The sequence below is a fragment of the Gloeotrichia echinulata CP02 genome (genome assembly GCA_038087035.1).
Lineage (GTDB): Bacteria > Cyanobacteriota > Cyanobacteriia > Cyanobacteriales > Nostocaceae > Gloeotrichia > Gloeotrichia echinulata.
Genome location: CP051187.1, coordinates 140,740 through 164,771 on the forward strand (window position 1 = coordinate 140,740; position 24,032 = coordinate 164,771).

Annotated in this window: 17 protein-coding genes and 1 pseudogene; 8 read left to right on the plus strand and 10 right to left on the minus strand. The window is 43.0% G+C overall.

Annotated features, from left to right (window positions below; all coding sequences use genetic code 11):
* Positions 1-164: 164 nt before the first annotated feature.
* Positions 165-3,275: a pentapeptide repeat-containing protein gene (locus tag HEQ19_00565; protein ID WYM03177.2), complete on the minus strand. Its 3,111-nt coding sequence runs from the start codon at positions 3,273-3,275 to the stop codon at positions 165-167.
* On the opposite strand from HEQ19_00565, the gene HEQ19_00570 reads away from it, so the two are divergent.
* Entirely contained in the window at positions 3,262-3,432 is a 171-nt protein-coding gene (locus HEQ19_00570) for a hypothetical protein (GenBank protein WYL98237.1), read from the plus strand. The two genes, HEQ19_00565 and HEQ19_00570, sit on opposite strands and share 14 nt — an antisense overlap.
* A gap of 129 nt (positions 3,433-3,561) precedes the next feature.
* On the opposite strand, the gene HEQ19_00575 is transcribed toward HEQ19_00570, so the two are convergent.
* Complete coding sequence (locus HEQ19_00575; GenBank protein ID WYL98238.1) at positions 3,562-5,277, minus strand: pentapeptide repeat-containing protein; 1,716 nt, start codon at positions 5,275-5,277, stop codon at positions 3,562-3,564.
* 407 nt (positions 5,278-5,684) lie between these two features.
* Between HEQ19_00575 and HEQ19_00580 the strand changes: the two genes are divergently transcribed.
* The 3 genes from HEQ19_00580 (at position 5,685) to HEQ19_00590 (ending at position 11,094) form a co-directional block, all read left to right on the plus strand.
* Positions 5,685-5,822, plus strand: a complete 138-nt coding sequence (locus HEQ19_00580) for a hypothetical protein (protein WYL98239.1) — start codon at positions 5,685-5,687, stop codon at positions 5,820-5,822.
* 167 nt (positions 5,823-5,989) lie between these two features.
* Positions 5,990-8,962, plus strand: a complete 2,973-nt coding sequence (locus tag HEQ19_00585; protein WYM03178.1) for a zinc-dependent metalloprotease — start codon at positions 5,990-5,992, stop codon at positions 8,960-8,962.
* Between the two features lie 599 nt (positions 8,963-9,561).
* Positions 9,562-11,094 carry a SagB/ThcOx family dehydrogenase gene (locus tag HEQ19_00590; GenBank protein WYM03179.1) on the plus strand — a complete coding sequence of 511 codons (1,533 nt, stop codon included), beginning with the start codon at positions 9,562-9,564 and terminating at the stop codon, positions 11,092-11,094.
* A 92-nt stretch (positions 11,095-11,186) separates the two neighbouring features.
* Here the strand turns inward: HEQ19_00590 and HEQ19_30575 are convergent.
* Positions 11,187-11,672, minus strand: a pseudogene (locus HEQ19_30575) (PhoD-like phosphatase N-terminal domain-containing protein).
* A gap of 205 nt (positions 11,673-11,877) precedes the next feature.
* Between HEQ19_30575 and HEQ19_00595 the strand changes: the two are divergent.
* Entirely contained in the window at positions 11,878-12,198 is a 321-nt protein-coding gene (locus tag HEQ19_00595; GenBank protein WYL98240.1) for a sensor histidine kinase, read from the plus strand.
* Positions 12,199-12,214: 16 nt separating this feature from the next.
* Positions 12,215-13,714 carry an ATP-binding protein gene (locus HEQ19_00600; GenBank protein WYL98241.1) on the plus strand — a complete coding sequence of 500 codons (1,500 nt, stop codon included), beginning with the start codon at positions 12,215-12,217 and terminating at the stop codon, positions 13,712-13,714.
* A gap of 21 nt (positions 13,715-13,735) precedes the next feature.
* Here HEQ19_00600 and HEQ19_00605 read toward each other — a convergent pair whose 3' ends face one another.
* The 3 genes from HEQ19_00605 to HEQ19_00615 form a co-directional block, all read right to left on the minus strand.
* On the minus strand, positions 13,736-16,318 hold the full coding sequence (locus HEQ19_00605) for a DUF3769 domain-containing protein (GenBank protein ID WYL98242.1): 2,583 nt from the start codon (positions 16,316-16,318) through the stop codon (positions 13,736-13,738).
* A gap of 165 nt (positions 16,319-16,483) precedes the next feature.
* Complete coding sequence (locus HEQ19_00610; GenBank protein ID WYL98243.1) at positions 16,484-16,600, minus strand: photosystem II reaction center protein I; 117 nt, start codon at positions 16,598-16,600, stop codon at positions 16,484-16,486.
* A 761-nt stretch (positions 16,601-17,361) separates the two neighbouring features.
* Positions 17,362-17,619 (minus strand): hypothetical protein, encoded by a 258-nt coding sequence (locus tag HEQ19_00615; protein ID WYL98244.2) that lies wholly within the window; start codon positions 17,617-17,619, stop codon positions 17,362-17,364.
* A gap of 1,002 nt (positions 17,620-18,621) precedes the next feature.
* On the opposite strand from HEQ19_00615, the gene HEQ19_00620 reads away from it, so the two are divergent.
* The gene (locus tag HEQ19_00620) at positions 18,622-19,134 is read left to right on the plus strand and encodes an IS607 family transposase (protein WYL98245.1); all 513 of its coding nucleotides are present in this window, start codon (positions 18,622-18,624) and stop codon (positions 19,132-19,134) included.
* A gap of 152 nt (positions 19,135-19,286) precedes the next feature.
* Here the strand turns inward: HEQ19_00620 and HEQ19_00625 are convergent, their stop codons facing one another.
* From HEQ19_00625 to HEQ19_00645, 4 genes are all read right to left on the minus strand, one after another.
* Complete coding sequence (locus tag HEQ19_00625; protein ID WYL98246.2) at positions 19,287-20,273, minus strand: zinc ABC transporter substrate-binding protein; 987 nt, start codon at positions 20,271-20,273, stop codon at positions 19,287-19,289.
* Positions 20,274-20,626: 353 nt separating this feature from the next.
* Positions 20,627-21,733 (minus strand): transposase, encoded by a 1,107-nt coding sequence (locus HEQ19_00630; protein ID WYL98247.1) that lies wholly within the window; start codon positions 21,731-21,733, stop codon positions 20,627-20,629.
* 351 nt (positions 21,734-22,084) lie between these two features.
* Positions 22,085-22,390 (minus strand): hypothetical protein, encoded by a 306-nt coding sequence (locus HEQ19_00640; GenBank protein ID WYM03180.2) that lies wholly within the window; start codon positions 22,388-22,390, stop codon positions 22,085-22,087.
* Between the two features lie 318 nt (positions 22,391-22,708).
* A complete protein-coding gene (locus tag HEQ19_00645) occupies positions 22,709-23,782 on the minus strand; it encodes a WD40 repeat domain-containing protein (protein ID WYL98249.1) in 1,074 nt (357 codons plus the stop codon).
* Positions 23,783-23,803: 21 nt separating this feature from the next.
* Between HEQ19_00645 and HEQ19_00650 the strand changes: the two genes are divergently transcribed.
* Positions 23,804-23,947 carry a hypothetical protein gene (locus HEQ19_00650; protein ID WYL98250.1) on the plus strand — a complete coding sequence of 48 codons (144 nt, stop codon included), beginning with the start codon at positions 23,804-23,806 and terminating at the stop codon, positions 23,945-23,947.
* Positions 23,948-24,032: the final 85 nt, after the last annotated feature.

The window sequence follows — 24,032 nt, forward strand, 5'->3', positions numbered from 1 at the left end:
CTCGCCATCCCCACCCAATACTGCGTAGGTTTTGGAATTTCTTGGTTGAGGCAAGCTCTTGGAGCAGGGGGAGAAATGGAGGCTGGCGTTGAGTTTTGCCTCCCCTGCTTCCCCTGCCTCCCCTGCAAATCCTACGCAGTATTGCATCCCCACCACCCCATCACTCAACTGACGCCTAATTGTTGCTTTAAAACCGCTGGGACACTAATTGCTGTCTCCAAACCTTGCACATCTCCCCAGTTTGTCTCTTCATCCCACTGAATATCTTGGAAAAATTCGTCACTGAGTTGAGTACGGCTAAAGTTAGCACCGCTGAGGTTGACGTGGTTGAGGTTGGCGCCGCTGAGGTTGGCGCGGCTGAGGTTGGCGAAGTTGAGACTGGCGCCGCTCAGGTCTGCACCACTGAGGTCTGCACCGCTGAGGTTGGTATCGCTGAGGTCGGCACCACTGAGGTCGGCGCGGTTGAGGTTGGCGCCGCTAAGGTTGGCGCGACTGAGATCTGCACCGCTGAAGTTAGCCGTACTCAGGTTGGCGCGGCTGAGGTTGGCGCGGCTGAGATATGCACCGCTGAGGCTAGCACGATTCAGGTAGACGCCGTTGAGGTCGGCGCCGCTGAGATTTGCACCGCTGAGGTTTGCACCTGTGAGGTCGGCGCCGTTGAGGTCGGCGCGGTTGAGGTTGGCGACGCTGAGGTTTACACGGCTAAGGTTTGCACGGCTGAGGTTTGCACCTGTGAGGTCGGCGTCGCTGAGGTTGGCGTTGCTGAGGTTGGCGCTGCTGAGGTAGGCGACGCTGAGGTCCGCACCGCTGAGGTTGACGCTGCTGAGGAATTGTCCAACTACACTATTAAAGTTGCCTCGCTGCATACAATCACTATAATTAATGATGCGGAGTAGTTGGTCTGACCAAGATAATGTTCCTTTAATGGAACGAGATGGATAGAAGATTATTTGTTGCTGAAACTCATTTTTCTCTTGAGAATAGCGGTGCAATTCTAACAGCAAAATCATGACATTCAACCCAGCATAAATATCCACTTGACGCTGAGTTAGGCGAATTCCATGCTTTTGCAATTGCTGTGCTTTGATGAGTGGTAAGGTTATTGTCACTGCATCAATAAATTCTCCATTGCACCAGCGACGATAGAAATATTGTAACCTTTTAAATAGTTGTACAGGGCGAAAATCCTGACTTTGGTTGAGCAATTCCAGCAGATATTCGATAATTTCCGGCGTTAATCCTCCGTAACCAAGCAGGTCATAAATTTGCTCGTCCATCTGCTTGGTTTCGATATTAAATTCTCTACCTCTATTTCCTGGTTGTGTCCAGTCTTCGAGATGTTCTTTGAGTTTATCTGCACATAAAAATTCCCCAAAACTTTTATGGTTAAACTCAACGTAACCTTCTTGACTATTAGCGGCTTGTTTGAGGTAAAAAGTAGCCAATGCTTGTCTCAAAGGATTTTCTTCTTGGCTATTTCTCGCTTTAGCAATTAAAGTTTCAGCGGTTTTATGATCTTTCAGGCGTTCTTCAATCATCGCCACTGCAGCAATTTGCCCACCAGACTGAATTACACATAACCCCGCTTCTTTGAGAATTTGCCGTAAATGTTCTATCTCTAGTTCTGCTATTTCTCGATTGAGAGATGCTGGACGTTGTTTTGTGAGTACCCAATCTAATGACTTTTGATAAATCAGGATTTTCGCTTTAGTACCTTTAGCATTATTGAACATATCTCCTGTAATTTCACCATCCCGATGCATGGCGGCTAATAAATACAGTAATAGGGGTTCTTGTGATAATTGCCGCACTCGGTCTGGACAGTTTTTATTTTGCAAAAACTGCTGAAATTCTGAAGTTTTATCTACACCAATTAAATCTGACCATTTAGCAAACCAATACTGTTGAATTTCATCATCCATCAGCTGAATTTCTACGCGGTCTAAATTATCAGGCATCAGGCGTTCAATGCCTTGTAATGCCAGGGTGCGACCAGTAATCAACACCTGATGTCCTTTTTCAGGATTCTGTTGACACCGTTCTTGAAATGCGCCTACTTGTTTGAGAAAATCTTTTAAACCTTCACTAGTTTTGCGTTCTAATAGCAATTCATCAAAGCCATCAAGTAAAAATAAAAACCGGGTATTTTTATCATTTAACCAACCATGAATACTAGTAGCAAAACTTCTATCTACTGCTGTTTTGAGAGTAGCTTCAAAGTTATTTTCAAAGGTCTTGATATCCCGTAATTTAATCAAAATTGGCGTCCACACTGGATGCACATTCCGACTTACCCAAGCAGCAAACATCCGACAAAAGACGCTTTTACCTTTACCAGGGCCTGCTTGGATAAACATTACTTGACGTTGCTTATTGGGGGTTTCGTCATAAATAATTTTTTCTGCCCAGGTCTTTAAATCAAAAGCCTCCCATTTTTCCTGACCATTTACGTCTACTTCCCTGGCTTTTAGTGGTACATAAATATCTTTGAAAGCAAACTTTTCTTCAAAAACCCTTTCTCGCGGTAATTGATTAATATAATCGTTTAAGTATTTATCTATACTTTGAAATTTCTCGTCTTCCTGCAGCCAATCACCGTAAGCTGGTAGAGGTAGATTCAAGATATCCCCTGAATTGATACAGGCTTGGATTATATAGCGATGGGTATTCGCAGCTATTCGTTGTGTCAAGCGATGAATAGAATTGTAACCAAATTTTGTCGCTTGCAACCGTAGGGATAATACTTGATTAAATTCCCTGGCTAATTTGGATTCATGGAAACAGAGAATAACATTTTTGGCTTCTTGCTCATCTAATTCTAAGTTACTCAGCCTTTGCAATTGCTTTTTGACTGCTTCAGTAATATTTAAATTAGCATCCCAATTCACAGTTGGGTATAACAATAAAATTTCTTGGACACTTTCTAAATAAGCTGCTTGGCTAATGATCAATGCCCAAGTCTCAAGAGTAGGTTCTTCCTGAGTCATTTCCCGCGACAACTTCAGCAAAGCGATGCTCATTGGAACAAAATGCAATCCCCTACCCACTACTAGTGCCAACGGCGAACATAAAACATCTAATAATGAAGATGAATTTTGTAACAGAAATTTTAATGCTTCTATACTCGCACCTTGTTCTTTAAAAGTTTTAGCCGCTTTTACAACCGCCTTGCCACTTTCAATTGTTGTATTGAGACTTTCTTCAACAGAGAATAAATTCCGAAATTGGTTCCAGGTTTGTGATAAATGCTTTTTCATTCTTTTGTTAGTTGTCATTTGTCATTTGTCATTTGTCATTTGTCATTGGTCATTGGTCATTTGTCATTGGTCATTGGTCATTGGTCATTTGTCATTTCCCCCACTCCAAACTTCTATAGTAGGTAGGGCTATGCCCACTGAGATTTTTTTGATTCCTGTAACTCCAAACTCCTAACTCCTAACTCCTAACTCATTACTCATTACTCCTAACTCATTACTCCTAACTCATTACTCATTACTCATTACTCATTACTCATTACTCATTACTCATTACTCCTAACTCATTACTCCTAACTCATTACTCCTAACTCAGTCCCAACTGCAGCTTTAAGGCTTGTGGCACATTCACCGCTGTCTCTAAGCCGCGCACATCTTCCCATTGCTGTTCTTCAGCCCAAGTCATTTTGTCTAGGTTGGCTGCGCTGAGGTCTGCACCGCCGAGAATGGCGTAGCGGAGGTTGGTGTAGCTGAGATCTGCACCATTGAGAAGAGCGCCGCTGAGGTTACTACCGCTGAGGTTGGCACTGTTGAGGTTGCTACCGCTGAGGTCGGTACCGTTGAGGATGGCGTTGCTGAGGTCGGCGCCGCTGAGGTCGGCGTCGTTAAGAATTACGCCGGTGAGGTCGGCCTGGTTGAGGGTAACTCCGGTGAGGTCTACGCCGCTGAGGTCAGCGCCTAAGAACATTGCGCTGTCGAGTTTGGCGTTGTTGAGTTTGGCTCCGTTGAGTTTGGCATAGCTGAGGTCTGCGGCGATGAGGATGGCTTTGCTGAGGTTGGTACTAAAGAGAATGGTGTCGCTGAGGTTGGTGCCGTTGAGGATAGCATTACTCAGGTTTGCACCACTGAGGTCGGCGCGACAAAGGTCTGCATGGCTAAGGTTGACGCAGCTGAGGTTGGCTTCGCTGAGGTTGGCGCCAAAGAGGACGGCGTTATTGAGGTCGGCGCGGCTGAGGTCTGCATCCCTGAGATGGGCGCTGTTGAGATCGGCACCACAGAGGTTAGCATTGCTGAGGTTGGCGCTGCTGAGGTCTGCATCCTGGAGATGGGCGCGACTAAGGTCTGTACTGCTGAGGTTGGCACCACTGAAGTTGGCGCTGCTGAGGTCGGCACTACAAAGGTTAGCACCTCTGAGGTTGGCACCACTGAGGTTAGCATCACCAAAGTTGACTCCTGTGAGGTTGGCACCAGTGAAGTTGGCACCTGTAAGGTTGGCATCCCCTAGGTAAGCCCCACTTAGGTCGGCACCACTAAAGTTAGCACCTGTGAGGTTAGCATCTCCTAAATAAGTACCCCGAAAGTTACCGCCTTTGAGAAATTCTCCAACTATATTACTAAAATTGCCAATTTCAATGGCGTCGCTATAGTTGATGATCCGCAGCAGTTGAGATGTGAAAAAGTTGTCTGTATCTGGTGAAGTTGAGGGGTAAAAGGTAATTTGTGGTTGAAGTTCCTCTCGCTGTTGCGCGTAGCGATGTAACTCTAATAGTAAAATCAGTACATTCAATCCTGTATATACATCTATCTGCCTCAGTCCAAATGCCACATTTTGTGCTATCATATTCATCATTTTTTTCTGAGGCAAGTTATCACCAGGTATAGCATCAATAAATTCTCCGCGACACCAGCGACGATAAAAATCTTCTAGGCGCTGAAATAGCAACACTGGGCGAAATTTGTGGCTAGCAATCAGCAAATCCATTACTTGTGTGACTATTTCTGCTGTCAGCGCTCCATTCCCCAGTAAATCGTAAATTTCCTCATGCAGTTGTCTTTCTTCTAAATTAAATACCAAACCAGTCCCTGGTTTAGTCCATTCTTCAAGGCTTTTTTGCAGTTCTGACGATAATAAAGATTTCTGCAAATAATCCTGAGTATTTCTATGATTATCTCCGTCTTGAATAATATTTCCTAGCGGCAAAATTGCTGTGGTTTCCAAAGATGTTATTTTTGCGTTTTCTCCTAACCATGCACCCCTCACATAATTTCTCAAAAGCTTCCAGATATAAAGAAATCGCGTCATGCACTGTATCCTTTGCGACTAGTAAACCATCTAGATGATCGAGAAAATTTCCAGACTTTTGCTTCCCTAGTTACTTCTTACCCATAATTTTTTTAGTATAAAATATGATTGATATCCCCAAAAAGACATATTGGTTATCCCTAACTTCCAGGAGGCTCGCACTTTTTTTGTCTGTGAACTTAAAATGTCAGATTGAATAGTTTTTCATTTTTCAGTATCCTTGTGATTTTTGATAAACTTTATACTCAAATAACAGCATTTTTACTAGTTTATGGTAAAAATGATACGTAGATTTTGCTACAAACGCAATTGTTAGCAAAAATACTACAGTAAAAAGGTGCAACCAAACTAAAAATGGTAATAATAACTCAATTGAAAACTTCGCTGCTAGATATCAAGCACCTAGTTTGAAAATAGGGACTGGGGATTGGGGACTGGGGACACAACGACCGGCTCAGTGCATCGCTGGGGACTGGGGATTGGGGACACAACGACCGGCTCAGTGCATCGCTGGGGATTGGGGATTGGGGATTGGGGACAAATGACTAATGACAAAGAGTAATGAGTAATGAGTAATGAGTAATGAGTAATGAGTAATGACTAATGACTAATGACTAATGACCAATGACCAATGACTAATGACTAATGACGACTCCACTATGGGTTATTTCCGCTGACCCACATATTTAGATTGTGTTCAAGGGTTGATATGATGAATAGATTAAGTTTTTATTTAATTTTGTTACATGGTTTGTTGTTCGGAATGGCAACGGCTAACGCCAAGTCACTGACAGAGAATGGGGTAAATACTGAGTATTTACCTACGCCAAAAGCAGATATGGTTCGTGCGAGTACAAATATCGCGGAATCTGCGGGTAAGTTCGGTGGTCGGCTTCCTAGCAGCGCTACTGCAAACAAGGTGGGTACTGTGCAGGAATCTACCTCACAAGTGTGGGTAATTAATCAAAATCAACAAGCACAGCGACAACCTTTTAAGTGGAAGATCCAAGAACCTCAACAAGCAGGACAACAACCATTTTTGCAAGCTGAAAAACTCCCAACTAAGCCGAAAGTAAAACCAGAGAAAAAGGATGAGTTAGAGTCCTTTGATGAGGTGGTCAAAGATACGGAAAAATCACAGGGAATATTTACCCTTTATCGCCATAAGCAGAAGAATAAAATTTATTTAGAAATTAAGCCAGAACAGCTAAATAAAAATTACCTGGCTACGTCTACTTTAGAGTCGGGGATTGGCGAACGGGGTATTTACAGTGGTATGCCTTTGCAGGATTTTTTATTTTATTTCAAACGTGTAGATAATAACTTGCACTTTACTGTTCGGAATGTTAATTTTCGCACCCGGGAAGGAGATCCCCAAGTGCGATCGCTAGCTAGGTCGTTTAGTGACTCTGTTCTCTACACTATTCCCATTAAAAGCATTAATGCGGAACGTAAAACGGTTCTCATCGATTTGGGTGATTTGCTGCTGACAGATTTAGCTGGCTTATCTTTGAGTTTAGGAATTCCTGGAAGCACAGACCAATCATATTTTGGCAATGCGAAAGTATTTCCCCAAAACTTAGAAATTGAGTCAGTTTTAAATTTCACCAGTGGCGCTAGCAGTCTTGATACTGAGGCAAAGAAGTTTGAGTCTTTGGCTGATAATCGTGGGTTTACTCTGCGGGTCCACTACAGTTTATCTGAACTCCCGCAAAACAATTTTAAATCGCGTCTGGCTGATGAACGCATTGGCTATTTTATCACCGCTTACCAAGATTTATCTAAAGATGATCGCGGCGATCCTTTTGTCCGCTATATCAATCGCTGGAATTTAGAAAAACAAGACCCGACAGCCGCGATATCTCCCCCCAAAAAACCGATTGTCTTTTGGATTGATAATGCTGTCCCCTATGAATACCGCGATGCAATTAAAGAAGGGGTTTTGATGTGGAACAAAGCCTTTTTGCAGGCCGGATTCAAAGATGCAATTGAAGTGCGCCAAATGCCGGACAATGCTGATTGGCACCCGGCAGATATCCGCTATAATACTATTCGCTGGATTAACACTATCGATGGATTTTTTGCTAGGGGACCATCTCGTGTTAACCCTTTGACTGGGGAAATTTTGGATGCAGATATTTTGGTAGACGGTAGCTTTGTACGTGTCCTCAAGAATGAGTATCGTCAACTTGTCCAACCCAATCAAACCCAAAGCCACACTTCTTTATCAGCGTTGATGGAAAGTGATATGCTTTGCGCTAATGGTTTACCGACAAAAGCTAATAGTAATTCTCAACCACAGCCAGCAAAAGGATTATTAAGAAGTTTGTCTAAATTGGCAAGTGAGAACGATTTATGCTATGGAATGGAAGCTGCTAATCAGTTTGTCTTCGGTTCAATGGCGATCGCACTTTTGCAAGACACCACGCCCACTCCAGACCAATTAAAAGAGTATATCCATCAACAATTACGTTTAATTATTGCTCACGAAGTAGGGCATACCCTGGGTTTACGCCACAATTTCCGTGGTAGCACTTTGTTAGCTCCAGAGGAGATGAACGATAAGGCTATCACCAGTACCAAAGGTCTGACAACTTCGGTGATGGATTACATTCCACCGAATATCGCCCCCCAAGGAACAAAGCAGGGAGATTATTTTCCCAGCATGGTCGGACCCTATGATGATTGGGCGATTAAATATGGTTACACACCAATTCCGGCGACAACTCCCCTAGGAGAAAAGCCAGTTTTGGCGGAAATTGCGGGACAATCCTATAAGCCTGAGTTGAGTTATTCTACAGATGAGGACAGGTACGACCTTGACCCTACTGCCAATGCTTGGGACAATAGCAATAATATACTAGTTTATTCCCGATGGCAGCTAGATAATTCCCGTGTGATGTTTGACCGCCTCAATAAACGTTATCCAATAGATGGAGAGAGTTATAGTGATTTAAGCAATCGATTTAGCAACGTCTTAGGTAACTATTTCCAGAATATTTTTTATACCTCAAAGTACATTGGTGGACAGTCGTTTTACAGACTCGGTGCAAGCGAAGTATCATCGAAGAATCGTCAAAATCGATTACCATTTGAAGCAGTGCCTGTAGAACAACAACGACAAGCTTTAGAGACGCTGCAAAAGTATGTGTTCGCCGAAGATGCACTGGATTTTTCGCCAGAACTGCTGAATAAATTAGCACCTTCCCGTTGGTATCATTGGGGTAGTTCTCCGCAGGTGGGACGTTTAGATTATCCCATTCATGACTTGGTGTTGTTCCTCCAGAGTGCCGTATTGCTGGATTTACTCTCAGGCGATCGCCTCTCCCGTCTCAAGGACATTGAACTTAAAAGTCAGCCAGAAAAAGCACTGAGTTTGCCAGAGCTATTTAATACATTGCAAAATGGTATCTGGACAGAAGTGCTAAAACCTAAAAGCCAATCTTGGAAAATCTCTAGTCTGCGGCGAGGCTTACAGCGTCAATATCTGGCAATCTTGACTGGTATGGTATTACGAAAAGAAGCGGTTCCCGAAGATGCACGGACTTTAGCTTGGTATAAGTTAAGGCAATTGCGCGACAAACTAGCAGATGTCAGTTCAGACGATGAGTATACCAAAGCTCACCTACTAGAAACACGCGATCGCATTGAGAAAATCTTAAATGCGCCGCTGCAGGGGAATTAAGAAAATTATACCAATTGGAAAAAAGAATGGGACAGTGAAAGTAGGGGCGCAAGGCCTTGCGCCCCTACAGATTATCGATGTGTTGCCAAGATTTTTGGAATTGGTATTAGAGGTTGTTTTATAGCAACCGCCAAAGTGCTTAGGACATTAACTGATGATAAAACCTAGACACAATCAGACTTGTAACCCAGTCCCCACTCAATACTGCGTAGGTTTTGGAAAATTGTAGGTTGGGTTGAGGCTCACCGCAAACCCAACAAAGCCCGCCAAATGTTGGGTTAGCCTACGGCAAGCAAGCTACGTTCCTCAACCCAACCTACGCTCTTTAAGGTTTTTGGGCTTAACCGAGCAGTATTGAGTCCCCAGTCCCCAGTCCCCTGCTATAAAAATTCAGCCAGGTGTAATTGGTCAAAAAGCCCTTAAATTGTTGACGGGGACAGTGGGAAAGGGGGAACCATCAACCGTCAACCGTCAAAAGTCAACTGCGCTGATTCAGTACCACATTTTAAGTCAAAATACTGTACTAACTAACACGAAATCATGGGGCTAAGGAATGCCAAGATCAAGAAATAGGATGTCCCAAGGGTATTGAAATGACTATGCCAGAACTACACCAATCAATTGCTCAACACTACCACGAACGTACTAAATACGACCCTGACACTATTTCTTCAAAAAATCAGAAGATAGACTGGGCTAAACAGCCAGTGCCATTTAAAGAATACAAAATTGGCTCTACTATTGATCTCAAGCCGTACATCCAAGAAAACCCAGAGGCTTTAGCTAATCATCCAGAAAATCAATGGTGGCTGAGACTGTCGCGGCTACTGTTTCGCAGTTATGGATTAACGGCGAGAATCCCTTCTATGGGTAATACTGTCTATTTACGATCTGCTCCCAGTGCTGGGGGTTTGTACCCGGCGGAAGTTTATGTGGTGTCCCGTGGTACGCGGTTGTTGGCTCCGGGACTGTATAATTATCAATGTCGGAACCATTCCCTGATGCATTATTGGGAAAGTGATGTTTGGCAAAATTTGCAAAGTAGTTGTTTCTGGCATCCGTCTCTAGAAAGTACTCATCTGGCGATTATTATCACTGCGATATTCTATCGTTCTGCGTGGCGGTATGAAGACCGGGCTTACCGTCGGATTTTTCTGGATTCGGGACACCTTTTGGGTAATATCGAGTTAGCTGGTGCGATTAATGATTATCGCCCGCACTTAATCGGTGGCTTTGTGGATGAAGCCGTCAATGATCTACTTTATATCGATCCGCAACAAGAAGGGGCGATCGCTGTTCTACCTCTGGCAGACTTGTTAGATATCCAGCAAAATTTACCTGTGGGACGAACTGCTTTACCTTCCGCTACCGAAACCAGTTATCCTCATATCCCCGATGGCGAATTGCTCAAATATTTCCATCTACACACGCAAATTCAACCTGGTACAACTGGTAACCTCAATTTACCAGCGGTGAAACAAGACAAATCTTTGGAGGATAAATATAATTTCCCCTTCTGTCTCAAAATTCCCACCGCTACCACCCCGATTAACTGGGGAGAAAATCTGGCGGGACTGAACATGACTATGCATAAGCGACGTTCTACCCGCGCTTACAGTGGTGAAGATTTAACTTTCGATGAACTCAAAGCCTTACTCGATTTTACCTACCAACCCCAAAATTACATTCACCAAAATTTAGATATTGCTCCAGATTATTTTGACCTGAATTTAATTGAAACATTTATTGCTGTCAGTGGGGTTAAAGGACTGGAGGCTGGCTGTTATTATTACGCACCAAAAGCGCAAGAATTACGACAAATTAGGTTTAAAAATTTTCGGCGAGAGTTACATTTCCTCTGCTTACAGCAAGATTTAGGAAGGGATGCAGGAGCGGTACTTTTCCATACAGCAGACTTAAAATCCGCTATTGCCCAATACGGCGATCGCGTTTATCGTTATTTACATATGGATGCCGGACATTTGGGACAACGGCTGAATTTGGCGGCTATTTACCTGAATTTGGGCGTTAGCGGTATCGGTGGCTTTTTTGATAACCGAGTAAATGAAGTTTTGGGTATTCCTGCTGATGAAGCGGCTCTATATATCACCACATTGGGACGACCAAGATAAAAACTAATACTAATTCCAACAATCTTTGCAACACATCGATAATCTGTAGGGGCGCAAGGCCTTGCGCCCGTACCAATTAAATCACTTATCAGCGGGTTTATACCCCAACCTTGACCAGCGGTGTCTCCTGACCAAGCAAAGAAAATATCGCGATCGCCTGGGGGTGCAGTTTTCAAATGACCAATGGTGGGGATGCTGTAAATATTTGTATCAGCCAGATCCTGGAATAAAACTCGATAGAATATCTGCTGACCCTGTGGTAAACCAGCAAGATTTACCCGTGCTGTGAAGTCAGTGTTTTCGCCTGCGATGGGTCCATGCACACGGCGGAGATTGCGGAATGATTCGCTAGTCGAGTATTCTACAATCATCCTGGCTTGGCGATCGCAGCGACTCCAAATCACCGCCCGATTACCGCTAATATCGCCACTGGCGACACCATAGGGTATGCTTGGACGTAGTTTCTCGGATATGACCAGCGCTGGTGTTTGTGCTAACCCTGATTTGGACAACAAGTTTGTCGCCATAATACCACCACCAGTCACCACTGAACGCACCAAGAACTGACGGCGGTTCACTCCCTGGGAAAGATTTACGAAATTGGGTTTGACTTCACCCCTCTAATTATAAAAGTATTTCCTGGTAAAAATACAGAATTTTCGGCAATTATGCCAATTTGTCCTCGGTAAATTACCTCATGAGGGTTATAGCTCATGTTGCAAAAACTTACAATATTCTGTTACAAGTGCTACTAGGATAGTATTATTTGCTTGATGACCATCTTTGACAAACACTTTAAATATTGACCAAGCCCTTGCTTGTGGGCTGATTATTAATGAATTAATATCAAATGCCATCAAACATGCTTTTACTAACTGCCAAGGATGCAGTATTATTATTGGGTTACATCATCGAAATCATTTGATTGAAATGACAATCCAAGACAATGGCATTGGTCTACCAAATGATTTCGATTGTAGTAATACTACTTCTTTAGGTCTCTCGTTAGTTCATGACTTGGTCACTGAACAACTAGAAGGCTCGATTACTGTACAAAACCATCACGGAACATTTTTCAAGATTACATTTCCCTACTTAACTTGAGAGCAGTAAATATCCAATGGAGTCAGTGAGAGTTTTAGTTGTTGAAAATGAAGTGATTGTGGCTAGAAGTATTGCTAGTCAACTCAATCAACTAGGGTATATTGTTACAGGTACGGCTGCTTCTGGACAAATTGCGATTACTAAAGCAGCAGAAATCAAACCAGAAATCGTATTAATGGATATTATCCTAAAAGGGGAGATGGATGGTATTGCAGCTGCGAGTTATATTCGCGACAGTTTAGACATCCCTGTAATTTTTATCACGGCTTATGGCGATGACCACACTTTAAACCGCGCCAAAATCACCCAACCTTTTGGATATGTTGTCAAACCATTTACGATCAAAGATTTACAAATATCTATAGAAATAGGTCTGTTAAAACACCAACTAGAACTTGATCTGCGCTCAAATCGGGATCAGCTAGCAACTCTGTTAAACTCAATGAGCGATGCTGTAATCGCTACTGATAACCGGGGAATTGTGACATTTATTAATCCATCAGCTGAGTCACTAACTGGCTGGAATAAAGAACAAGCTCTTAACAGTGAGATCTCGACAATTTTTCAACTTGTCGATGAAGTTACAAATACTCCATTAGAAAACCCAGTAGCCAAAGTCCTACAGGAGCGACAGGTAGTGAAGTTAGGGGATTTCACCGCTTTGATTACCAAGGACGGAAACAGAGTTCCCATCGGGAATACTGTTTCACCACTGATACGAAGACCGAATCAGATAACTGGTACCGTAGTTGTTTTCTGGGATATCAGCGACAGACGTGAAAAAAAATTACTCCAGAAAGCTTTGGAGAAAGAGCAAGAAGTCAATCATCTCAAATCTCTATTTATCTCTACCGTCTCTCATGAGTTCCGTAATCCTTTAACTGTGATTCAAACCGCAATTGAACTCATAGACATTCAAGGCGAAAATTTAACAACATTAAAAAGAAAAACCTACATCAAGCGAATTCAATCCGCAGTCCAATCGATGAAAAATCTCATGGAAGATGTGCTGTTCATGGGTCAGTCTGAGGCGGGAAAAATTGTATATAACCCTGTTTTACTCAACTTGGAACAATTTTGTCGAGAGCTAATTAATGAGTTTTCTGGTGGTGAAAGTAGTTCGCATCAAATCCTTTTTACCTGTCATAGCGATCGCACAGACGCTGAAATGGATGAACGATTATTACATTACATGTTTGTAAATTTACTGTCCAATGCCGTTAAGTATTCTCTCAAATGTGAAACAATTCACTTTGACCTCACCTGTGATTATCTCAACGGAGTAGCAACTTTTCAGATTCAAGATCAAGGAATAGGTATTCCAGAAGTAGATCAGATTCGACTATTTGAATCATTTTATCGCGCCTCTAATGTTCAATCAATCAAGGGTAACGGACTAGGATTAGTCATCGTTAAAAGGTGCGTCGATGCTCACAAGGGTAAAATTACTGTTAATAGTACAGTTGGCGTGGGTACGAAATTCACGATAATTTTGCCATTAAATTCACAATGTTGACCCTAGACCCTTGACTGTAGTTCATAGATCTTGACGCACACCACCGACAACTGGCTTAACTTGTTCATCAGAAAATGGATCAGTACCACCACTCCAATTAAAGTCACTAATACGGAAGCTAAAAGCACCTAATTCCAATACTGGATTGTAACGCAAGGTGATTCCATAGGTACGGCGGTTATATTCCAAAATATAATCGGTGCTACTTGCTCTACCACTATCTAAATTGACTGAGGTTTGCAGACCTAAACGAAACGGTCCATAAATTTGCTGTGTAATCCCAGCAGTCAGGACTTTAGTATCAACAGCGCGATCAAATAAGAAGGGAGATAATCCGCTCTTGAAGCCTTGAGAATAACTGATATTCCAGGCAGTATAGTCTAAATAAGGGCGAGAAAAATGTCCAATCTGCCCTTCTAATCCCACTGTCCCAATCAGAGTGCTTTGATCATCACCATTAGTATAATAGCTAGTAGTACCCGTAACACCTGCGATCGCCCGCAAATAAGGTACCACTGGTCTAGGTGAGTATCGTAATCCTGCGGTGGCTGTAGGCGGTAATGGTTTTCCTTGCCATAGTAACACGCCGCCACTAAGAGCAGCGCTACCTTGGAAGCGAGTTAGTGAGATGCGATCATTTTTGCGATTTGGTTGTAGTAAATCGGGGCGATCAGTGTTAGCATTAATATACTGAGCGCCTCCCTGATAACTGAGGTTGATTCCGCTGTTACCCAAGGGAATCACCGGTGAGCTAATGACACCACCAAAACTACTCTGGACGGTTTGAAAACCTAGGGTACCGTTGTAGAGGCGATCTCGGTAGCTATATTCTAAATTTAATGTATGGGGAAGACGCTCTCCTAATGTCTGGCGTAAGCGCAAACTTGCTTTGAGGTTGTCTTCGAGTTTGTTAAAGTCGAGAGTAGTTATTTCCCCAAATCCTTGGACTACAGCCTTGGGATTCAAAACTACATTCAGCTTGGTTTTCAGCCCAAATAGATCTGTTAAGTTACCAGTACCATCCTGCACAGCTTTTTGAATGAAAAATTGGGGAGTGACGGTCCAGCTTGTCTGTTCTGTATTGATGGCGTCAAAGCTACGTTCAATAAATAAACCACCCCGCAGATCCCCATCATAGCCGAAGTCAACTATGAATGGAGTACTACGCTGCCGACGGTCAAGTCTCTGCTGATTGCGAGGAATACCGATACCAACATTTTGGTCAAAAACCAGACGCGATTTCTCTGCTGTGAGGTTGTCTACTAAGGGTGTCTCCTGGGTTAAGGTGACTTTAGCAGCCCGGAACTGTAGTTCTGGGGGTGAGAATGGGTCATTAGTGATGGTAACATCCTTTGCTTGCCAACCTCGTGGATAGAATTCAATTCGTTCTGCTTCAAAGCGTACGCGGTTGACTGTACCCCCCGATTTTGGTGGTGGGACGTTGCTTGCACCTGAGCTACCACCAATGTTAAACTCAATCCCGCCGGGACTGGTGACATTAGCAAGGGGCTGATTCGCTGTAATGCGATCGCTCGCTGGGCGTTTTGCTACTCCACCCGCTGTGACATCCGTGGGTAAAAAAGCGAAATCTGTTTGGGTTGAGGCTATGTTAACTTCTCCCCTACCATTGAACAGTTCGCCACTATCTTGAATAAAGTTATAGGTAAAACGTTCTCCCCGCAGTACCTGATCGCCCCTTGTCAAGGCTACATTACCCTGACCTACAGCAATCAAGTTGTCCAAATTTACTTGTAGGCGATCGGCATCCACCACCGCCCCATCAAATCGTACCACCACATTACCTTCAGCGGTGACAACCCGCCGTTTCTCGTCATACACCTGCTTATCAGAAATTACTTCCACAGTTCTCTGTCTGGTAGGTGTAGATGATTGACTTTGTGGCTGATTTGTGCTATTATTAAGAGTTGGTTGACTGGGAGGCGAAAATTCTATCGTCCTTGGCGTTGATGATGCTGGTGTTGGACTGCGAGATTTAAACTGTATAGTATTCTGTAATGGTTGAGAATTCAGTCTATTTTGAGATGTTGCGGTAGGGGGATTAATACTCTGCGAAGATTCTCCTGCTTGACTATCACTTGGCTGTTTTTGTGGAGCTAATTGTTGAGTCAAGAATAGCGGTGGCGGGAATAAGTTTTTGCTGTTACTCTGTGTGGTAGTAATTTGCTCAGAAATTTGTATACCCATTGTAGCAGGCGCATCTTGACTATCGCCTTTATGCTGCATCGGATAACCAATTACCAATCCCTGTCCCAAAAGTTCAGCACTTGTAGCCCCCGTCAGGGGAGAAAATTCCGGTGGGAAAGTTTCTGGCGGATTGGGTGCTGATCGGGTTTGGGCAACTACTAAGTTATGCTGATTAGCATTGATTGGAGTTGCTCGAGGCAGAGAATTTTGCTTGTCTTTTGCAGTCGGAAATTGTGATATTTCCCGTTGCTGATTGGACTTGTCTTTTGTCTGGTGGGCTTTAGTCTGATTTACTACAACTGAACCAGCCTTTTGCTCATCAGCAGATGAGATCAAGTTTCCAGTTGGTAAGGGTTCTAGAATGGGAAGGGGTGCAGGCGGTAAAACTGGATGAAGCATATTTCAAGACAAGCAAGCTAACAAATAGCCAAATTAATAGCCGGAAGGACGAATACACTTGTATCCCTTCCGACTTCTAAATTCTGCCTACTTGCAGCAAGTAGCCGGGAGGGCTTCTGGTGTCTTGGGCCTTCCGGCGTCGTCAGCGGATTAATGGTCGCCCTTTTACTCTAAATCCCGGCGTCCGGGGTTACGAGCAGGATCGTTCGACAAAAATCCGAAAACGAATATACCTACAAAGAAGGCAACAACAATATAAACCGCGATTTTTAAAGTCAGCATCAGAGATATCTCCAAAGGGTATGAGAAATAGGCTCTCTCAGTATCTGCTATGCACAAAAGATAGCTCCTTCATCTTACCCAAATCTCGACCCTTTTTTAGACGACTCTGGCCACACTACAGAAGTATCTCGCCACCACCCTAGTAGTCTGTCAATTTTGTTTTGAGGGATTTTTGGTAGTGTGAGCGTCTCGCTCACGCGGGCAAGATGCCCGCACTACAGTCCATCATTTTTATCTTGACAGAGTACTAGAGGGGTTGGTTGTTTGGAGCATTGGGAATTCCCTAAAACTCCACCCAACTGGGGACGGAGTTAGTTGTAGGATTTGACCTTGATGGTCTTTTTTGTAGATGTCCCTCAGAAAAAAGTTGTACACTCGTTACTCTGGTGACGTTTACTAACGGCAGAGGTTTCCCAGCATTGACATAAAGTAGCTGTTGTGCTGGTTAAGAGCGCAGCGCCTCCGGTCAACAGATTTTGGATTTTGGATTTTGAATTTTGGATTAAATCTAAAATCTAAAATCTAAAATTGGCTTGGTCAACCGATGACTTAGATTTTTGCCAAAATCAAATATGATTCCCATATCCATAATCGCAAAAAATCTGCTGAAACTAAGTATTCTGTACTACTTAGCCTAGTTTAATTTGCGTATGTCACCAGAACTTGATAAAAAACTCCGCTCCGTGGATGAGGATTTTTAACCCAATACGGTTCAGTTAAACAACGTCGGCGCAGCCTTCTTTGAGACTAACCCAACAAACTTAATATTTTTCCGAACCTGCTTGCACAACCGCCTCTACTGGTTCATCAATCTTGATTGACCCTCCGAAAGTCTTTGGCAAGACTCCGTTTTGATTTCTCCCATCTGTCTTTTCAAGATTTAATTGTACTAATTTCTTGTGAAATGATGATTTGGGGTCATTTGCCTGCTGTAAAAATGACTTCACCACATTCTGTTTTAATCTATCAATTCCGGGAACTGGTGCTGGCGCATTGGCTTTTGAGGCTGTAGAAATCATCAACAATGAAACGCAAGATACTACGAACGACAAACCAAATAACAGCTTTTTCATTAGTTTAAATAAAATTACATTTTCACTCTAACTCCAGTCATCTGCTTGACCTTGGATTACAATAAACCTTAGAAAAGTGGCGGAAATAGGAACGCGGCTCGCGACCAGAGGGCATTACGTGCGCTCCGACGGCTGAAAAGAGTACGTTAAAAAATATCGGATACCTCTAATGTGGGTGCAAGTTCCATCTTTGCTCATTACTGTGAAGAACGATTTTTTTTTCAAGAACATACATCCTACTTGGCTGTTTGCGTACAACTTTGATGGATTCTCTTTTTACTTGTGCGGCTAATTTTTGGCGTGTTTTTCGTCCTGTCTTGCTGAGTATTGATGCTACAAACGTTTCTGCGGTTTTTGGTTCTTGCGTACAAAGCGCGTGCTTAATTATTAATTAAAGTCTATAAATTTGCTTTTAAATTAAGACTTACAGGCGTTCATGATTTAATTTTTATCAATTTGACCAAAAATACAGAAAATAATGGCTATTATCGTATCTCAGGTAGGGTTTCAAGCTGATTATTTAATAAATTCAGCACGCGCTTTGTACGGAAGAGCCAAAATTCTTCCAGTTGAGCGAACACGTCAGATATGGCTCTCGCTTCAAGCATCAGGTGAACATCTTGTGTAACTGCTTAGTTGATGCTTGGTTGTAGAGATTCTCCCCCATAATCCCCACTTTAAGCACTTGGTGAGCATTGTATTTAATGTATGGGCTGGAAGTGTTGATATTGCGTTATAATTTTGATATTAAGTATATTACTGCAGGAGAGCTAGCTGCTCTGGGGATATCCGCTCAGGATTCTAATGTCAAAGGTAGAGATGATTCTTAAGCAAAAGGCGATCGCTTGTAATTTATCTGGTGGGTGAATCAGGCGATCGCTATACCTCTAATCACCAACTTAGTGGACAAAGCTTAACAAGTGATACATATCCCTGCATAATAGTGACATGACTAAATATGTAAAACCTAATGAAGCAGCTAACACTCTGGGAGTTTGCCTTAGAACCCTCAGACGATGGGAAGAAGAGGGGAAAATCAAAGCGGTCAAAACCCCGTCAGGACAAAGACGCTACGACATCGAATCATTCATCAAGAAAGAGTCAGAGCCAGATGGAGGACGCGCCACTGTTATCTATGCTCGCGTCTCTACCAGACCACAAAAGGCAGACCTTGATAGACAAGTTGAGCGATTATCAGCGCTCTATCCCGGCGCTGAAGTCGTTAAGGAAGTGGGAGGAGGACTTAATCTTAGGAGGAAAGGACTCATCGCCCTTTTGGGACGAGTTCTGCAAGGCGATATCAGAGTTATTGTGGTTGCCCACAAAGACAGACTTGCAAGATTCGGGTTTGACATTATCGAGTGGATGTGTGAGCAGTTTGACTGCCAAATCGGTTCTTGCGTACTTAGCGTGCTGAATTTGTTAAAAAATAAGTTTGAAACCCTTGCCTGGCTCCGATAAAAGCCATTATTTTTTGTATTTGAGCTACTGTTACTAAAAATCAAATTATAAACGCCTATAAGCCTTGTTATTAAAGCAATTTAATCGACTTTCATTAATAATTAAGCACGCTATACACGCAAGAGCCAGCGTAACACCGTCAGCCTACTATATTACTTCTGTCTCGGTGCAAATATCAGGTAAGTTCCACCCAATCCTTCGACAATTGTACGGGTATTGGAAACCATCATTTTCTGATATGTTCCCCCCTCACTTCCGGGTTCTCCAATCCCATCAACATAAAGTTCTCTTTGTGATACTTTGACATTTGCTTGTTTAGCTACAGACTGAATCAACTTTGGATTAACGATATTTTCCGCAAAAATTGTTGGGACTTTCGTCTGTTCGATATCTATCACCAAATTTTTGATTCGCCGATCTGTGGGTTTTTGTTCTGTGCTAATACCTTGCAAAGACCCTGCCAATGATATACCATAGGCATTGGCATAATAACCTAGTCCATCATGACTGGTAACTAATTTGCTTTGATTGCTAGGAATAGTGGCAATTCTGGCCTTGACCCAGCTATCCAATTTTGTCAGTTCATTTTTGATTTTTTTCGCCTTACCGTTATAAGCTTTAGCATTACTGGGTGCTAATTTTCCTAGGTTGCTGTTAATTACATCCACCATTCTGATAGCATTTTTAGCATCGTGCCAAAGATGAGGATCAATTACTCTTTTGCCATTTTGTTGAAATTGTTGTGGTTTAGGAACCGCAAGTTGACCAACGGCTATTTTAGGTGCAGAACTCTTAGTTGATTTAATTATTTCGATTAAACCTGGTTCAAAATTATAGCCATTATAAAGAATTAAATTAGCTCGCTCGATGGCTTGGCTATCTAAGGGTGTGGGTTCATAAAGGTGGGGGTCTTTACCAGGGGGAATCAAGCAGGTGAGGTTAATTGTTTTCCCAGCTACCTGTTTAGTTAAATCACACAGTACGCTTGTAGTTGCTACGACCTGGGGAAGATTAATATTTACCCTTTTAGTCTGCGTAAATGAAGTTTTTTGTGCTTGATTTCCACAGCCAACAAATCCAATGCTAAGGGCGACAATAGCAGCACTTAAAAAATAATTTGATCGTGATTTTTTTGACATCATCCATTACCTCTATCTGAAGTGTGGTAATGATGGCGGGTTTTGCTCATACGGAATTTTTTGCCAACCAAGTTGTTAATCTAAGGCAATTGTAGCTGTGGTGTTGGCATATTTGGCAAGATGGGATTTAGACGATTTTACAAACTATCTGTCTAAGTAGGTCGGCTATTGAAACGTACGGTCGAGGGTCGTCATTTGTCCTTTGTCATTGGTCATTGGCAAGGATTTCAGGCTTGTTTACTTTTCTTAACATAGTTCAGGTTATTTCTGCCTACTTACTTATAGCAATCGCAATTAGGTTTTTAATTTACAATTAGTCAACTGCTCCACCCACGATGGGATGGGGCTTGTAACTAGGAAACAGAATTTCCTGAAACATACGGGGTATTGACTGACCCCTGCTCCAAAGACCGGTAGGTAGAGGAGAGAATATAGTCATCACGGACATTTCTAGAAGCATTGAGATCCGCGTGAGTTTGGTGTCCACAGTTTTTGCAATGGAACTTAGACTTATGGCGGTTTGTTCTTTTAATATGCTGACAAACATTGCACTTTTGGGAAGTGTACCGAGGGTCTTGGTGTACCACTCGTTTCCCTAAAGCTTCTGCTTTGTAAGCTAAGAACTGCTCTTGTTGGTAAAATGCCCAACTACCCAACCATTTATTCATTTTCTTACCGCGTCGTTGGGTACGAATGCTAGACAAGTCTTCCAGCACAAAAACCGCTATATCTGGTTGGTTAGCTAGCTTTTTACTTACACAATGGTTCGTGTCCTTCATGAACCGCTGCTCGCGTCCAGACATCGCCTTGAGGCGAAGTTTAGCGCTACGAGTGCCTTTTTGTTGGAGCTGACGACGATTGAATAAGTAACGTCTTTGAGTATTTCTAATTTGGGAACTGGAGAAAAATTGTCCGTCAGAAGTTACTGCTTGATGGTAAAGCCCCTGGTCAATTCCCTGAATTCCCCCAGTAATTTCTGGCGGATTCTGTGATTCAAAAACCAGTCGAACCCAGAACTGTTTTGAAAGCTTTGAATAAGTTAAAGTTGCACCTCTAAATTCCCAAGTCTCAAAAACTTGTTTGAAATAATCAGGAATTTCTAGGATTAATTTAACTCGCTTACCAATACAGGACAAGGTTAACTGATGTCCACGCAATGTCATAGTGCGCTGATCATACCTCAATCCTGATGTTGGTTTTTTTCTGGGAAGGCGCTGGAATTTAGTGGCTTTAATTGCTTGTAAAGCATTGTCCCTGACTGTTTGCAATAACGCAGAAGGAACACTCGTATACTGTATTCTTAGTAAATGATACAGTTGCTTGTGTGCCTTATTTTTGTTGTAGCTACTGTTAGCTAATGCCCAGTCAATATGAGCATTAAAAATTTCTGCACACTGATTCATCAAAGGCAGGAACCTTGTAGATGGTAAATCAACTGGGATACTAACAGTACGCTTCATTAGAGAGCCACTCCGTTGCTTTGGCTGGGCATTTAATTACAGGCCAAATTGGGTGTAAAATGAGTATATCAGAAACTTTATATAGTTAAGCAATATACTCTAAAAATGAAAATACTTTCTAGTTCACACGCCAAACACTGCCTTGGCTACCACATCATATTTTGCCCAAAGTAATGAAATCAATCTCTGCTGTGCATATATTTAATACTTTTAAAGATTTGAAACAGCGTAGATTTTGGGGATCTCGACTGTGGAGCGACGGAACATTCTACTCGTCTGTCGGTGGTGCATCGTCCGAGGCAATAAAGACACAGTAATCCTGTGTCTTGATAACTCATAAGTTAAATTTAATTAAAATCTAGCAGATGGTAACTTACCTTGCAGCATTTGAAATTTAGACTGAACACAATTACCGCAATTGCAACCAAGATGAGCTATCAGCGGATCAGATGCTTGATGTAATTTTGGCATTGTCAATTGGGGAATTTCTTGTACAGATGCTACGGTGATGATTTGTGTAGAAAATCCCGACTTGAGACTAGAAGCCTGGGCGGGATTAACTAGCCATAGCATAGATGCTAGAAATACAGGGCAAGCGAGCAAAATTAGTTTTGCTAAATCCATGATGACACTTAAATAGTTCTGGTGATATAGCATAGCCAATTTATTGCCTACTTTCAACCTATAGCGGTTCTCAGTTGGATATAGCAGGGGACTGGGGACTGGGGACACAACGACCGCTCAGTGCATCGCTGGGGACTGGGTTACAAGTCTGATTGTGTCTAGGTTTTATCATCAGTTAATGTCCTAAGCACTTTGGCGGTTGCTATACCTGACAAATTATATCGTCGCCTATAGGGGCATAGTCCATTAGGCATGGGGCATAGCAAAGATTCACCAATGCCCTATGCCCTATGCCCTATGCCCAATGCCCAATGCCAAAACCCGCCACAAAGTCGGCGGGCGGCTGTCCCTCTACAGACACCTGGGGATGGATAAACCGCCGACTTCTAATGAAAGTTTTGACCAAATAATTAATTCGCCTTGCTCCCCGCCTGCAGCAAGTAGCTTACCTTGGGGATGCCAAGCTAGGGAGGAAAACCCCCCTGATGCACCTGTGAGAATTTGGCATAGTTCCTGAGATTCCTTCCACAAACATAACCAGCCATCAGCAGCAGTGGAAGCGAGAAGGAAACTTTGGGGTGCAAAGGCGATCGCCGAAATCACATCCACATGATTAGTTAACACTCGTGCTTCCCATCCCAAGGAATCATCTTCTAGCTTTTGCCAAACCACAATACCTTCAACGCTGGAAGATGCTAAAATCGGCGCACCTAGTTCGGTGGTAGCTTCTGACCATGCTAGTTGGCGAATTTTACCAGGGAAGCCACGCATTACCCAAGGGTCGGGGTTATCCCATTCTAAAACAGTGACACTGCGATCCATATTACCAGAAGCCAGGAATCTGCCATCGCCAGACCAAGCCATCGCTACACTGACCGTAGGCATAGATAGAATGTATGGTTCTTCATCCCAGTCTTGAGTGTTCCAAATCTTGACTCCCTGATAACCACTAATCGCTAGATACTTTCCATCTGGACGCCAATCAATCCCCAATACTGAGGAGTTTTCAAAATTTAGGGTAACTAAAACCTCACAGCTATCAGCATCCCATACTTGGACATAACGCCCCAAACTAAAAGCCAGTTGGTTACTGGTAAGACTCCAAGCTAACTTGTCAACCCAAGCAGGGGTATTTTCCAAGGTGCTAATTAATTCTGTTTCTCGCCAAATTTTTACCCGTCCATCCTGTCCCCCAATGGCTAAAAATCTCCCATCTGGGGAAAAAGCAACGCCATCTACTGATTGTCCATGACCAGTTTGCAAAGTGGCTAAGTCGCCATTTTGCCACAGCACAACTTCCCCAGCAGCAGAAGTCGCAGCTAAAGTTGTACCATCAGGCGACCAAGCGATCGCCGTGACGTAATCTGATAGCTTTGCTGAATAGTGTTCTTCAAATTCCTGGGATTTGTTGGTTGTTGAGTTCATGTGTGAGTGGGGGATTGGGGATTGGGGACACTTCGGCAAGCTCAGTGCATCGCTGGGGATTGGGGACACTTCGGCAAGCTCAGTGCATCGCTGGGGACTGGGGATTGGGGATTGGGGACTGGGGGACTAGTCCCGCGATTTCAAAGTCTTATACAATACTACTAAAACGCTGACACATGTAGATGTAGATTTCGCGTAGGGGCACGGCATTGCCGTGCCCCTACAGCTGGTATCATATCGTGTGGATTTA